Raw genomic sequence first — 12591 nt, 5'->3', positions numbered from 1 at the left:
AATCCATCATGAAGAAACCGGTCGCCGGCACGACACACGTCGCCCGCAAGCGTTTTGGCCAGAATTTCCTTGTCGACCGCGGCATCATCGATGCCATCGTTGGTGCTGTCCGGCCGCAGGCCGGTGACCAGGTGGTCGAAATCGGTCCGGGCCTCGGCGCGCTGACGGAGCCGTTGATGGCGCAGGTGGATCAGCTGCACGTGGTCGAGATCGACCGTGACCTGATTGCCCGCCTGAAGCAGAAACATCCGCCCGAACGCCTGACCGTGCACGAAGGCGATGCGCTGGCCTTCGATTTTGCGACGATCGGGCCGCGCCTGAAAATCGTCGGCAACCTGCCCTACAACATCTCCACGCCGCTGCTCTTCCATCTGGCCGACTACGCGGACCGGGTCGTCGACATGCACTTCATGCTGCAAAAGGAAGTCGTCGAACGCATGGTCGCTGAGCCGGGCGATGCCGACTTCGGGCGCTTGTCCGTGATGCTGCAATACCGCTTCTGGATGGAGTGGCTGATCGACGTGCCGCCGGAAAGCTTCGATCCGCCGCCCAAAGTCGAGTCTGCCGTGGTCCGCTTGATCCCCAAGCCCGCCGCCGAACTCAACGCGAAAGATCCGGACAAGCTGGCCAGTGTGGTGCTGGCCGCCTTCGCCCAGCGCCGCAAGATGCTGCGTAATACCCTCAAAGGCATTCTCGATGATGCTGGGTTCACTGCGCTCGGGATTGCCCCCACCCTGCGTCCCGAAGACGTGCCGGTGGAAGACTACGTCCGGATCGCCAATTATTTGACGCGCTGAGCCACCCAGTGCAGCGCGCTGTCGAGATCCGGGAAGGTCTCGACGGGATGGCCGTTTTCATAATCGGGCGTTTGCAGACAGCGGGCAATGTGCTCGCCGGGATTGCCCTGCGCCACGAAGGGCGAGAGGACGTGGCGGTTATGCAAAGCGGCGCCGATGCGTAGCGAGGCGTAATGCTCGATATCTGTGGCATCGATGGCGTGACTGCCGATTGCCGTGAAATCGTTCAGAATGAAGCGCAGACGGTCGTAGCGTGGGTCGCTGCCCACAGCCTCGGCGCTGGCAACGAGATCGTACCCGCTCAGGTGGCCGTGAAAGCGCTTGATGACGCCGCGTTGTGTCCATTCGAGAGTAAAAGGCATGCCCGTCTTGGTTTTGTTTTGGCTGTGCGCATTGTACGCAGGGCGGGTGTGCTCTGACAGGAAGTATGTCAAAAAAGTGGTGTGGTCACGCTGTGCAGTATCGCTTTAGGCATGCCTTTCCCTTGATTGGGGGGGGCTGCGGATGTGTCCAGGCTGGGGGGGAATCTCTCCGTCCTCCTGCGTCCCTTTTGATGAACAAAAAGAGGGTCAAACAGACAAAAAAAGCGGCTCGGGTTGCCCCGGCCGCCTTCTGCAAAAAGCTGGAAAAACCTTGTGCTGCCTTAGTCTTTCTTGATCGGGCAGGTGTTCATGCCGAGCAGCGGATACAGCGGGCACCAGCCCATCAAGCCGGTGGCCAGCGGCACGATGCCGATATAGCCCCAGGTCGGGAGCAGGCCGGCGGCCGTGGCGCCGATCAGGCCGGCACCGCCGACGATACGCAGGATTTTGTCGATACCACCCACATTGGCTGCCATGTTGCGTTCTCCATTACGGTGTTGAGATGGCGCCAGTTTAAGCATCACCGTGGGGCAGGTCTGTAACCTGGGTTACACAGCCGCCAGTTTTTGCAGGCCGGGGCGATCGGTAATCGTCACCTGCTCGCGGCCAAGCGTGACCAAACCCTGTGCTGCAAAGCCTTTCAGCAGGCGGCTGACGATTTCACGGACGCTGCCCAGTTCATCTGCCAATTGCTGGTGGGTCACGTTCAGCGCAGTGCTTTGACGCGCCAGCAGGAGTTTGGCCAGACGCTGGTCGAGGCGGGCGAAGGCGACTTCTTCGACCAGTTGCATCAATTCCGCAATGCGTTCGGTGAACAGGTGAAACACGAAATCCCGGAAGGGCGGATGCTCGACCAGCAGGCGGCTGAATTCGGCCACCGGCAGGATGAGCAGGGTGAGCGCCGTTTCGGCGATGCCGCGTGCGTTGTAATCCGCCTTGCCGAGCAGGCAGGAGGAGGAAATGATGCAGGAGCCGCCCGGCTGAACGCGATAGAGCATCAATTCGCGGCCACTCGCGGCGAGCTTGAGCACCTTGATGCTGCCCGCCATCAGCAGCGGAAAGCCCGGGCAGGCCTGCTGTTCGGCAAAAAGCTGGGTGCCGGCCGGGATGTGCATGACGGCGCCAGGAGCGCAGAGGCCATCGAGCAGCGCATCGGGCAGCCCCTGAAAAGCCGGGTAGCGCGCAAGCAGGCTCCGACGGTCGACCGTATTTACCATGCCATTTTCAATCCAGGGTGGCCCAGACCGGGGCGTGGTCGGAGGGGCGCTCCAGCTTGCGCGGTGCCCGGTCCACGCCCGCCGCCGTACAGCGTCCGGCGAGCGGATGGGAGAGCAGGATATGGTCGATGCGCAGGCCCAGGTTCTTCTGGAAGCCGAGCATGCGGTAATCCCACCAGGAGAAGGTTTTTTCCGGTTGCTCGAAGAGGCGGAAAGAGTCGGTCAGGCCGAGGTCGAGGAGGCGCTGGAAAGCGTGCCGCTCCGGTTCGGAGCAGAGGATCTCCCCGGTCCAGCGCTTGGGGTCATGCACGTCGCGGTCGTCCGGGGCGATGTTGTAGTCGCCGCACAGCGCCAGCTGCGGGTGCGCCTTGATTTCCTCGCCCAACCACGTGATCAGCCCGTCCAGCCAGGCCAGCTTGTAAGCGTATTTCTCGCTGCCGACGGCCTGGCCGTTGGGTATGTAGGCGGAGACGACGCGCACGCCGTTGATCGTGCCGCTGATCAGGCGCTTTTGCTCGTCCGGGTAATGCGGATTGCCGAGGCAGACATCCTCGATCGGATGGCGGGAAATGAGGGCGACGCCGTTGTAGGTTTTTTGGCCGAAGAAGGCGGCGTGATAGCCGGCGGCCTCAATTTCGGCGCGGGGAAACTTGTCGTCCTCCAGCTTCAGTTCCTGCAGGCAGATCACATCGGGGTTTTCGGTGGCCAGCCAGTCGAGCAGATGGGGGAGGCGGACTTTGAGGGAATTGACATTCCAGGCGGCAATCTTCATTTGCCTTTGCCTTTCGGATAGCCGGCAAAGTCGAGCTGACTTTGCCAGGAGTTGGGTTCGAGCCCGCGCAGGACCTGGCGGCCCACCTTGAGGGTCGGCACGAAGGCGTCGCCGGTCAACTGCTTGAATTCATCGAATTCCTGCGCGGTCTTGACGGGCTTTTCGGTGAACGGAACGCCGCGTCCTTGCAGCAGGTCGCGGGCCTGCTTGCACGGATCGCCGCAGGTCTCGCTGGTGTACAGGATGACCGGGAAATTGGCCGCTGCCTGTCGTGCAGCCGGCGTCAGGCCGTCATTGGGCACCGGCCCGCTGCCGCTCTGCACGGCCGAGCGGCCCGCCGGGGGCGGGGTGTCGGTGACCATGGTGCGGCCATTGGCGTCCGTCCAGCGGTAAGTCTGGGCAAAGACGCTGGCCGTGAGCAGCAGGGTGAGGCTGGCGGCAGTCAGGCGGCGCATGCGGGGCTCCTCGATCAGGCGGCAACCATGCCGCTGTGGCGCAGCAGGGCATCCGGGCTGGGTTCGCGGCCACGGAAGGCCTTGAAGTTCTCCAGGGCGGGACGTTCGCCACCGCGCGACAAAATCTCGTCGAGGAAGCGCTTGCCGACCTCCGGGTCGAACGGGTTGCCCGCCTCTTCAAAGGCGGCGTAGCAGTCGGCTGAGAGGACTTCGGCCCACTTGTAGCTGTAGTAGCCGGCCGCGTAGCCGCCGCCGAAGATATGCGAGAAGCTGTTGGGGAAGCGGTGCCAGGCCGGTGGGATCAGCACGGCGACTTCCTGACGAACCGTATTCAGCACATCCATGACGGTCGACGGCCCGTTCGGGTCAAATTCGCTGTGCAGGATCATGTCGAAGAGCGAGAACTCGAGCTGGCGTACGGTCATCATGCCGCTCTGGAAATTCTTGGCGGCGAGCATCTTGTCGTAGAGCGCGCGCGGCAGCGGGGCGCCGGTATCAACATGGGCGGTCATGCCTTGCAGGACATCCCATTCCCAGCAGTAGTTTTCCATGAACTGCGAGGGCAGTTCGACGGCATCCCACTCCACGCCGTGAATCCCGGATACCCCGGCTTCTTCGCCGCGCGCCAGCAGGTGGTGCAGGCCGTGGCCGGCTTCGTGGAAGAGGGTGATCACTTCATCGTGCGTGAAGGTGGCCGGCTTGCCGCCAACCGGACGGGCGAAGTTGCAGTTCAGGTAGGCGATGGGGGTCTGGATGCCGCTTGCGGTGCGCTTGCGCGAGCGGGCTTCGTCCATCCAGGCGCCGCCGCGCTTGGTTTCGCGGGCGTAGAGATCCATGTAGAACTGGCCGACCAGGGCGCCGTCGGTCGTTTCCAGGCGGTAGAAGCGCACGTCCTCATGCCAGACCGGAGCGCTGTCCGGCTTCACGCGGACGCCGAACAGGCTTTCGATGACCTTGAACAGGCCGCCGACCACGTTCGGCTCGGTGAAATACTGCTTCACCTCCTGCTCTGAGAAGGCGTAGCGGGCCTGGAGCAGCTTTTCCGAGACGAAGGCGGCATCCCAGGGCTGGAAGTCGGTGATGCCGAGTTCGTCGCGGGCAAAGGCGAGCAGCTCGGCCATGTCGCGTTCGGCGAAGGGCTTGGCCTTCTTCGCCATGTCGCGCAGAAAATCGAGGACTTGTGCCGGCGTATCGGCCATCTTGGGCAGCAGCGATTCCTCGGCGTAGTTGTTGAAGCCGAGCATGGCGGCATCTTCTGCCTTGAGGGCGAGCAGGCGCTGCATGATCGGGCCGTTGTCCCATTCCGGCTTGGAATAGCCGTTATCGATCTCGGCAGCGCGCGTTGCGTAGGCGCGGTACATGCGCTGGCGCAGATCGCGGTTTTCGGCATATTGCATGAGTGGACCGTAGGACGGCGCATGCAGGGTGAACTTCCAGCCGTCGAGACCGGCTTTCTGTGCGACCTCGCGGGCGGCTTCCTTGGCGTAGTCCGGCAGGCCGGCGAGTTCCGCCTCGTCGGTGACGATTTCGGCGAAAGCGTTGGTCGCATCGAGCAGGTTTTCCGAGAACTTGGCCGCCAGTTGGGAGAGTTCTTCGGAGATGGCCAGGAAGCGCGGCTTCTGGTCTTCCGGCAGTTCGGCACCGCCCAGGCGGAAGTCGCGCAGCTGGTTCTCGATGATCTTCTTGCGGGCCGCGCTCAGGCCGGCGTACTCCGGGCTTTGCTTGAGCGCGCGGTATTTGTCGAAGAGTTGCAGGTTCTGCCCGAGCTCCGTGTAGAAGCGGGAGATGTCGGGCAGCATCTCGTTGTAGGCATCGCGCCAGGCCGGGATGTCATTGACCGAATGCAGATGGCCCACCACGCCCCAGGCGCGGCCCAGGCCTTCGAGGCCATCGGAGAGGGCGCCGGCGAAATTCTCCCAGGTGACGGGCGCCGGATCGGCGATCAGGCGCTCGACCAGGGCGCGGCCTTCGGTGAGCAACTGGGTGATGGCGGGTTTGACGTGGGCCGGTTCGATCAGGTCGAAGCGGGGCAGGTCGGTGAAGTCGAGCAGCGGGTTCTGTGCGAGGGTCATGGTGTCGGCGCAATAAAAACGGGCGGTCCAGGCCGCCCGTGTTGGGACGTATAACGATCTATTCTACTAGGTCGCGGTAAGCGTGCCACGAGGCGTGGCCGAGAATCGGCATGATGATGACCAGGCCGAAAAGCAGCGTGGCAAAGCCAAACAGGGTCAGCCCGACAATCAGGCCGGCCCAGAGCAGCAGCGCGGGCAGATTCTGGCTGAAAGCACGCAGGCTGGTCGTTGCCGCGGTGACCGCATCGGTGTCGTGATCGAGCATCATGGGCACCGCCACCACGCTGATGGCAAAGACAAAGAGCGCCAGCAGGCCGCCGGCCAGGAGCCAGGTCAGGGTGAAGGCGAGATGTTCGCCGTTGAGCAGGATGTCGCTCAGGTAGGCGCTGGCCATCGCCGGGGTGTCGATGGCGATGAGCGCGAAGGCCACCGCCGACACGCGCTCCCAGAAAAGCATGGTCAAGCCCAGAAAAAGCCCGAAAAAGGCCAGCGATTGCCCGTTGCGCCGGAAGCAGCGCAAAGAGTCGATGAACAGCAGCTTCTCCCCCTCGCCATGGCTGCGGCTCAGTTCATACAAGCCCGCCGCGAGCAGCGGCGCCACCAGGAAAAAGCCGGAGATGGCAACCGAGATCAGGTGCGGGTGTTCCAGCGCCGCCAGGATGATCAGATCGCCCCCCAGCGCAAACAGCAGGCCATACGCCAGCGAGGGCAGCGGATTCGCCCGGAGGTCCTGCCAACCCGCCTTCAGCCAGGACAAAGGCTGCGCCGCAGCAACGTGCCGAATCCGCGGCAAAGGCAAACCGCGCACAGGAAAATCGAAACGGGGATGCATGACAGTCTCCTCGGTCGGGGTTACGGCTGTTTGACCGGAGAGTGGGGGCGGGGTTCAGTGGGGGGGATTCGGCCACAAGCGGTCATTGCCGAATTATTATTCAGGCATATCAATGGTATTGGATGCACCTTAAGGAAATGCCGTGAGCAGCAATCTCGCTGAGCATCAAACCCTTCTGAAGGGAATTATTAATGAACAAATGGAGTTGTTGCGCCTAAGCCTTTATGTGGCCACACAGGGGGCAGCCGAATTTCGAGGCGAGAAGTTACAGTGCTCACTCAGTGAGGCTAAGCTAAAAACTTCGCAACATATCGCTCTGGGTGCGGGTCAGTCTGTTCATACCATCATGAAATGTACTGACTGGCGTGGCATCCCCGTTCGTGACCTTTATCCGATAGCGCGGAGTGCTGTTGAATCATTTGTCAATGCGTCATTTCTGCTGGTGGAGTCCGAATTGATAGCAGAAAGGGCTGTGCGCTGGGTTCGGTATAGAGCATGGAAAGAAGTAAATCGCCAAGTCGGAAGTGGAGAATTTACGCTAAGTATTTCATCATCTGATAATGACCCGACTCCACCTGTTGAATTTGAAGAGTTCACAGCAAAGGGGGCTTGTCGCGAGTGGTCCCAACTGGATACTCCAAGTCGAATCAGGCGGGTGGGAGAGCTTGCGGGCAAGAAAGCGGGAAGTCGCTTGTTAGGTGCCTACGCATTAAATTACTCGGTGTCATCGGAGGTAATTCATGGTTCGCCGTTCGGCGTCAATTTCTTTTATCAGGCGCACTCCGAGCTGAGTGCAATTACTGAAGACTTTCGAGAAGCAACAGCCAAGCAGGTAAACGACATACTGCTCGATGTCTCCCATGCAGCAGCGGGATACCTTAATGCTTTTTTTCGTTCGCAGAGAATGAATGGGCCGTTCTTGCTCGAACAAGAGCTTTTTAATCGGCTTCTAGCGTTTGAAGGCGTTGAGCCACAAGAGATTGAGGGTGTGAACTAGCGGTGCAACTACGAAGGTCCGCTTAGGGTCGCTAGCCGCCACCCAATGAAAAACGCCCGCATCAAGCGGGCGTTTTGTATTGCAGCCAGGGGCGTCGGCTTACAGCGTCTTGCCGGTGAGCTTTTCGAAGGCTTCGATGTACTTGGCGCTGGTGCGGGCGATGACGTCGGCCGGGAGTTTGGGGCCGGGGGCGACTTTGCCCCAGTCCAGGGTTTCCAGGTAGTCGCGGACGTATTGCTTGTCGTAGGAAGGCGGGTTCTTGCCTTCTTCGTACTGGTCGGCGGGCCAGAAGCGGGAGGAGTCCGGGGTCAGGGCTTCGTCGATCAGGTGCAGGGTGCCGGCGGCGTCGATGCCGAATTCGAACTTGGTGTCGGCGATCAGGATGCCACGGCCGCGGGCGTAGGCGGCGGCTTCTTCGTAGAGCTTGATGGCGACGTCACGGGCCTGGGCAACGAGTTCGGCGCCGTTCTTGCCGGTGCCGGCGAGCACGTCGGCGAAGGCGGCGGCAGTGTTGGCCTGGGCCTTGGCGAAGGAGATGTTTTCGTCGTGATCGCCGACTTCGGCCTTGGTGGCCGGGGTGAAGATCGGGGACGGCAGCTTGGCGGCCATCTTGAGGCCGGCCGGTAGCGGGATGCCGCAGATGGCGCCAGTTTCCTGATAGTCCTTCCAGCCGGAGCCGATCACGTAGCCGCGCACGACGGCTTCGATGGGCAGCGGCTTCAGGCGCTTGACGACGACGGCGCGGCCGCGCACTTGTTCGCGTTCGTTGTCAGCGACCACGGTTTCCGGGTCGATGCCGGTCAGCTGGTTCGGCACGATGTGGCCGAGCTTTTCGAACCAGAAGTTGGCGACGGCCTGCAGGACTTCGCCCTTGCGCGGAATCGGGTCCGGCAGGATGACGTCGAAGGCGGACAGGCGGTCGGTGGTGACGATCAGCAGCGTGTCGGCGTCGACGGCGTAGATGTCGCGGACCTTGCCCTTGGAGAGGAGCGGCAGGCTGGTGATGGTGGATTCGAAAAGCGGTGCGGTCACGATCGTGGTCCCGGTAAAAGCAAAAGCGTGATTATAAATCAGTGTGCGCCCGCATCTTCGGCGGCGAGCTTTTTGCGCATGCGGCGCGTGCCCCAGGCGACCAGACCGGCGATGACAGGGATCGACGCGGCGGTGATCAGGTCGGTATTGAGGTGGTGCAGGTCCTTGGTGCCCTTGGCGAGGTATTGCACGAGCTGCGAGCCATAGTAGGTGAGCACGACGACGGAGAGGCCTTCGACGGCTTCCTGCAGGTGCAGCTGCAGCTTGGCGCGGCGGTTCATCTGGCCGAGCAGTTCCTGGTTCTGGCGCTCCAGTTCGATATCGACGCGGGTACGCAGGAGCTGCGAGTTGCGCGCGACACGGGCGGAGAGTTCTTCCTGGCGGCGGGCGATGGCTTCGCAAGTGTTCATGCCGGGCAGCAGGCGGCGCTGCATGAATTCGGCAAAGGTCGGCAGGCCGGAGATGCGCGCTTCGCGCAGTTCTTCGATGCGCTGCATGACCAGCCCGTGGTAAGCGCGGGCGGCGCCGAAACGGAAGGTGGTGCGGGCCACGGAGTGTTCGACCTCCGCAGCCAGGCGCGACATGGCGGCGAGGATCTGGCGTTCGTCTTCCGCCCCTTTGGCCTGGCCGATGCGGTCCATCAGTTCGGCCAGTTCCTTTTCGCCCTTGTACAGCCATTTGCCGACCTCTTTGGCGACCGGCAGACCGAGCAGGGCCATCATGCGGTAGGTCTCGATTTCGACGAGGCGCTGGACGGTGCGGCCGGTCTGGCGCTGGGTCATGCTCTCGTTCAGGATCAGGAAGCGCGAGAACCCGTTGTCGATCTTGAAGTCGGTGAAGATCCACGCCGCGTTGTCGGCCACGCGGGAGGCAACCATGGTGCGCCCGTTCGGGGTCAGGTTGGCGAGCACGGATTCCGGGCTGATTTCAGCGGTCGACCGTAGCTCGACATGCGCGGCCACCATCAGCTTGCCGGGAATGCCGGCCAGCCATTCCGGATTGACCGCATCGAAGGCGGTGGCGTCTGGCGAGAGTTCCTGGCCCGGCTCGAGCGACTGGAAGAAGGTGTAGCTGGAAAATTCGGTGTGCAGCTCCCAGCGCATGCGGAAGGCGCCGGTCTCGATCATGACGTGGGCGTCGGAGCTGTCGATGGCCGTGCACACATGGCCTTGGCAAAGCTTGGCGAGATTTTCCTTCTCGGCCTGCCCGGTCGTGGCGCTGTGCTTGAAGACCAGATGCGAGACGAGCACCGGGCCAGTGATCGGGATCGGCGGGCGGGCGTGGAATTCGTTGTTCAGCCGCTGGCGCAGCGGGTGTTCTTCCAGTTGGGCGAGGAGCAGGCGCGGATGCATGGCGTCGTCAGAAATGTTGCACTGCGGCAGATTGTAGCCCAGTGTTTCGCCGAAATTGTGCGCAATTGTTGCGTATTTGGGGCGCCGGAAAAGAAAACAGCCGCCGGGACGAATCCGGGCGGCTGCAGACGGTCGACCGTCGGAAGAGGGCTTATTTGACGATCTGGTTCAGTTCGCCCTTGGCGTAGCGCTCGGCCATCTTGTCCAGCGTCAGGGCCTTGATCTTGCTGGCCTGACCGGCTGCGCCGAAGGCTTCGAAGCGGGCGACGCAAATCTTCTTGGCGGCTTCGCGGGCCGGCTTCAGGAAGTCGCGCGGGTCGAACTTGTCCGGATGCTCGGCCAGGTAGCGGCGGATGGCGCCGGTCATGGCGAGACGGATGTCGGTGTCGATATTGACCTTGCGCACGCCGTGGGCGATGCCCTTGACGATCTCTTCAACCGGCACGCCGTAGGTTTCCTTCATGTCGCCGCCGAATTCGCGGATCTCGGCCAGCAGTTCCTGCGGCACGGAGGAGGAGCCGTGCATCACGAGGTGGGTGTTCGGGATGCGGGCGTGGATTTCGGCGATGCGGTCGATGGCGAGGATGTCGCCCGTCGGCTTCTTGGTGAACTTGTAGGCGCCGTGGCTGGTGCCGATGGCGATGGCCAGCGCGTCGCAGTTGGTCTGCTTGACGAAGTCGGCGGCCTGCTCGACGTCGGTCAGCAGGTCTTCGCGGCTCATCGTGCCTTCGGCGCCGTGGCCGTCTTCCTTGTCCGCCTTCATGGTTTCCAGGCTGCCCAGCACGCCCAGTTCGCCTTCGACGGAAACGCCGATGGCGTGCGAGAACTCGACGACCTTGCGGGTCACTTCGACGTTGTACTCGTAGCTGGCGACGGTCTTGCCGTCAGCCTGCAGGGAGCCGTCCATCATCACGGAGGAGAAGCCGGACTTGATCGCAGCCATGCAGACAGCCGGGTTCTGGCCGTGGTCCTGGTGCATGACGATGGGGATGTGCGGGTAGGCTTCGAGCGCAGCCAGAATCTGGTGACGCAGGAAGGGCTCGCCGGCGTATTTGCGGGCGCCGGCCGAGGCTTGCATGATGACCGGGGCATCGACCTGATTGGCCGCTTCCATGATGGCCCAGACTTGTTCCATGTTGTTGACGTTGAAAGCGGGCAGGCCGTAACCGTTTTCGGCGGCGTGGTCGAGCAGCTGGCGCATGGAGACGAGCGGCATGGGGACTCCTGTGTAAATCGTTGAATGTGAATCGGTCTATTTTAAATGATTTGGTGCTCGCCGACCCGGACGATCTTCAGCGTGTTGGTGCCGCCGGCGGTGCCGATCGGTTCGCCGATGGTGAGCACGATGAGGTCGCCGATGTCGACGACGCCACGTTCGATGAGCAGGGTTTCGGCCTCGGCCAGCAGGCGGTCGCGGTCAGTGTGCTCCTGCGACATCTGCAGCGGATAGACTTCGCGGTAGAGCGCCATGCGGGCGACGGCGCCGGCATCCGGGGTCAGGGCATAGATCGGCACGCCGCAGTTCATGCGGCTCATCCAGAGCGCGGTCGAGCCGGACTGGGTGAGGGCGGCGATGGCCTTGACCTTGAGGTGGTGGGCCGTCCAGATGGCGGCCATGGCAATGGATTGGTCGATGCGTGTGAAAACACGGTCGAGGAATTCGCGGTCCAGCGTGATGTCGGCCGAGCGCTCGGCTTCGACGCAGACGCGGGCCATGGCTTCGACGGTTTCCACCGGATATTTGCCGCTCGCGGTTTCGGCCGAGAGCATGACGGCATCGGTGCCATCGAGCACGGCATTGGCGACGTCGGAGACTTCGGCGCGGGTCGGCACCGGGGACTGGATCATCGATTCCATCATCTGGGTGGCGGTGATGGTCAGCTTGTTCTTGTCGCGCGCCAGGCGAATCATCTTCTTTTGCAGGGCCGGGACGGAGGCATCGCCAACTTCGACGGCCAGATCGCCGCGGGCGACCATGACGCCATCCGAGGCGTCGAGGATTTCATCGAGGTTTTCGACGGCTTCGACGCGCTCGATCTTGGCGATCAGCACGGCCTGGCTGCCGGCGGCGCGCAGGAGCTGGCGGGCCATGTACATGTCGGCCGCGCTTTTCGGGAAGGAGACCGCGACGAAATCGACGCCGATTTCTGCGGCCGTCTTGATGTCTTCCATGTCCTTGGCGGTCAGCGCCGGCGCGGTCAGGCCGCCGCCCTGTCGGTTGATGCCCTTGTTGTTCGAGAGGTCGCCGCCGACCAGTACGCGCGTGTGGATTTCGGTGCCCTTGACGCCGTCGACCGTCAGCTTCAGGCGGCCATCGTCGAGCAGGAGGATGTCGCCGCTCTTCACGTCCTTGGGCAGTTCCTTGTAATCGAGGCCGACGCGTTCCTGATTGCCGAGCGGGCAGGCCGCGTCGAGGATGAAGGCGTCGCCGGTGGCCAGCGTGATCTTGCTGTTTTCGAACTTGCCGACGCGGATTTTCGGGCCTTGCAGGTCGCCCAGGATGCCGACGGTGCGGCCTTTCTTGGCGGCGGCAACGCGGATGGCAGCGGCGCGGGCCTTGTGGTCGTCGGCCGTGCCGTGCGAGAAATTCATGCGGACAACGTCGATGCCGGCCTCCACCATGCGCTCGAGCACGTCGGGCGTCGAGGAAGCGGGGCCGAGGGTGGCGACGATCTTGGTATGGCGCGGCATGCGGGTGTCTCC

Annotated in this window: 13 protein-coding genes; 2 read left to right on the top strand and 11 right to left on the bottom strand. The window is 62.7% G+C overall.

From position 1 onward, the window contains the following. Nucleotides 1–8 precede the first annotated feature (8 nt). Complete coding sequence (gene rsmA / locus AACO21_RS08545) at nt 9–797, top strand: 16S rRNA (adenine(1518)-N(6)/adenine(1519)-N(6))-dimethyltransferase RsmA (protein ID WP_346192093.1); 789 nt, start codon at nt 9–11, stop codon at nt 795–797. Here rsmA and AACO21_RS08540 read toward each other — a convergent pair. The 7 genes from AACO21_RS08540 to AACO21_RS08510 all read right to left on the bottom strand — a co-directional run bounded on the left by AACO21_RS08540 (nt 782) and on the right by AACO21_RS08510 (nt 6507). Continuing rightward, complete coding sequence (locus AACO21_RS08540; protein WP_346192092.1) at nt 782–1159, bottom strand: hypothetical protein; 378 nt, start codon at nt 1157–1159, stop codon at nt 782–784. The genes rsmA and AACO21_RS08540 overlap by 16 nt on opposite strands. A gap of 281 nt (nt 1160–1440) precedes the next feature. Beyond that, on the bottom strand, nt 1441–1635 hold the full coding sequence (locus tag AACO21_RS08535; protein ID WP_346192091.1) for a DUF2892 domain-containing protein: 195 nt from the start codon (nt 1633–1635) through the stop codon (nt 1441–1443). Between the two features lie 72 nt (nt 1636–1707). Next, nucleotides 1708–2376 carry a Crp/Fnr family transcriptional regulator gene (locus AACO21_RS08530; RefSeq protein ID WP_346192090.1) on the bottom strand — a complete coding sequence of 223 codons (669 nt, stop codon included), beginning with the start codon at nt 2374–2376 and terminating at the stop codon, nt 1708–1710. A 7-nt stretch (nt 2377–2383) separates the two neighbouring features. Next, on the bottom strand, nt 2384–3148 hold the full coding sequence (xth, locus tag AACO21_RS08525) for an exodeoxyribonuclease III (protein ID WP_346192089.1): 765 nt from the start codon (nt 3146–3148) through the stop codon (nt 2384–2386). Continuing rightward, nucleotides 3145–3603, bottom strand: a complete 459-nt coding sequence (locus tag AACO21_RS08520; protein WP_346192088.1) for a glutaredoxin family protein — start codon at nt 3601–3603, stop codon at nt 3145–3147. Before AACO21_RS08520 ends, xth begins: the two co-directional genes overlap by 4 nt. Nucleotides 3604–3617: 14 nt before the next feature. Further along, entirely contained in the window at nt 3618–5675 is a 2058-nt protein-coding gene (locus AACO21_RS08515; protein WP_346192087.1) for a M3 family metallopeptidase, read from the bottom strand. A gap of 58 nt (nt 5676–5733) precedes the next feature. Beyond that, complete coding sequence (locus AACO21_RS08510) at nt 5734–6507, bottom strand: DUF2189 domain-containing protein (RefSeq protein ID WP_346192086.1); 774 nt, start codon at nt 6505–6507, stop codon at nt 5734–5736. Nucleotides 6508–6649: 142 nt separating this feature from the next. Between AACO21_RS08510 and AACO21_RS08505 the strand changes: the two genes are divergently transcribed. Then, the gene (locus AACO21_RS08505) at nt 6650–7504 is read left to right on the top strand and encodes a hypothetical protein (protein ID WP_346192085.1); all 855 of its coding nucleotides are present in this window, start codon (nt 6650–6652) and stop codon (nt 7502–7504) included. A gap of 99 nt (nt 7505–7603) precedes the next feature. Here AACO21_RS08505 and AACO21_RS08500 read toward each other — a convergent pair whose 3' ends face one another. The 4 genes from AACO21_RS08500 to pyk all read right to left on the bottom strand — a co-directional run bounded on the left by AACO21_RS08500 (nt 7604) and on the right by pyk (nt 12579). After that, nucleotides 7604–8536: a phosphoribosylaminoimidazolesuccinocarboxamide synthase gene (locus AACO21_RS08500; protein ID WP_346192084.1), complete on the bottom strand. Its 933-nt coding sequence runs from the start codon at nt 8534–8536 to the stop codon at nt 7604–7606. Nucleotides 8537–8574: 38 nt separating this feature from the next. Continuing rightward, nucleotides 8575–9888, bottom strand: a complete 1314-nt coding sequence (locus AACO21_RS08495; protein ID WP_346192083.1) for a DUF3422 domain-containing protein — start codon at nt 9886–9888, stop codon at nt 8575–8577. A gap of 151 nt (nt 9889–10039) precedes the next feature. Further along, on the bottom strand, nt 10040–11104 hold the full coding sequence (fba, locus tag AACO21_RS08490) for a class II fructose-bisphosphate aldolase (protein ID WP_346192082.1): 1065 nt from the start codon (nt 11102–11104) through the stop codon (nt 10040–10042). A 41-nt stretch (nt 11105–11145) separates the two neighbouring features. Further along, complete coding sequence (gene pyk, locus AACO21_RS08485; protein WP_346192081.1) at nt 11146–12579, bottom strand: pyruvate kinase; 1434 nt, start codon at nt 12577–12579, stop codon at nt 11146–11148. Nucleotides 12580–12591 lie beyond the last annotated feature (12 nt).

The organism is Dechloromonas sp. ZS-1 (assembly GCF_039649255.1).
Lineage (GTDB): Bacteria > Pseudomonadota > Gammaproteobacteria > Burkholderiales > Rhodocyclaceae > Azonexus.
Note: the sequence above shows the minus strand (reverse complement) of the source record. Positions and strands in the feature narration are given on the sequence as shown.

What these genes read in the sequence shown, in the direction of transcription:
- rsmA (WP_346192093.1), top strand. Translation starts at nt 9, where the DNA reads ATGAAGAAACCGGTCGCCGGCACGACACACGTCGCCCGCAAGCGTTTT.
- AACO21_RS08540 (WP_346192092.1), bottom strand. Translation starts at nt 1,159, where the DNA reads ATGCCTTTTACTCTCGAATGGACACAACGCGGCGTCATCAAGCGCTTT.
- AACO21_RS08535 (WP_346192091.1), bottom strand. Translation starts at nt 1,635, where the DNA reads ATGGCAGCCAATGTGGGTGGTATCGACAAAATCCTGCGTATCGTCGGC.
- AACO21_RS08530 (WP_346192090.1), bottom strand. Translation starts at nt 2,376, where the DNA reads ATGGTAAATACGGTCGACCGTCGGAGCCTGCTTGCGCGCTACCCGGCT.
- xth (WP_346192089.1), bottom strand. Translation starts at nt 3,148, where the DNA reads ATGAAGATTGCCGCCTGGAATGTCAATTCCCTCAAAGTCCGCCTCCCC.
- AACO21_RS08520 (WP_346192088.1), bottom strand. Translation starts at nt 3,603, where the DNA reads ATGCGCCGCCTGACTGCCGCCAGCCTCACCCTGCTGCTCACGGCCAGC.
- AACO21_RS08515 (WP_346192087.1), bottom strand. Translation starts at nt 5,675, where the DNA reads ATGACCCTCGCACAGAACCCGCTGCTCGACTTCACCGACCTGCCCCGC.
- AACO21_RS08510 (WP_346192086.1), bottom strand. Translation starts at nt 6,507, where the DNA reads ATGCATCCCCGTTTCGATTTTCCTGTGCGCGGTTTGCCTTTGCCGCGG.
- AACO21_RS08495 (WP_346192083.1), bottom strand. Translation starts at nt 9,888, where the DNA reads ATGCATCCGCGCCTGCTCCTCGCCCAACTGGAAGAACACCCGCTGCGC.
- fba (WP_346192082.1), bottom strand. Translation starts at nt 11,104, where the DNA reads ATGCCGCTCGTCTCCATGCGCCAGCTGCTCGACCACGCCGCCGAAAAC.
- pyk (WP_346192081.1), bottom strand. Translation starts at nt 12,579, where the DNA reads ATGCCGCGCCATACCAAGATCGTCGCCACCCTCGGCCCCGCTTCCTCG.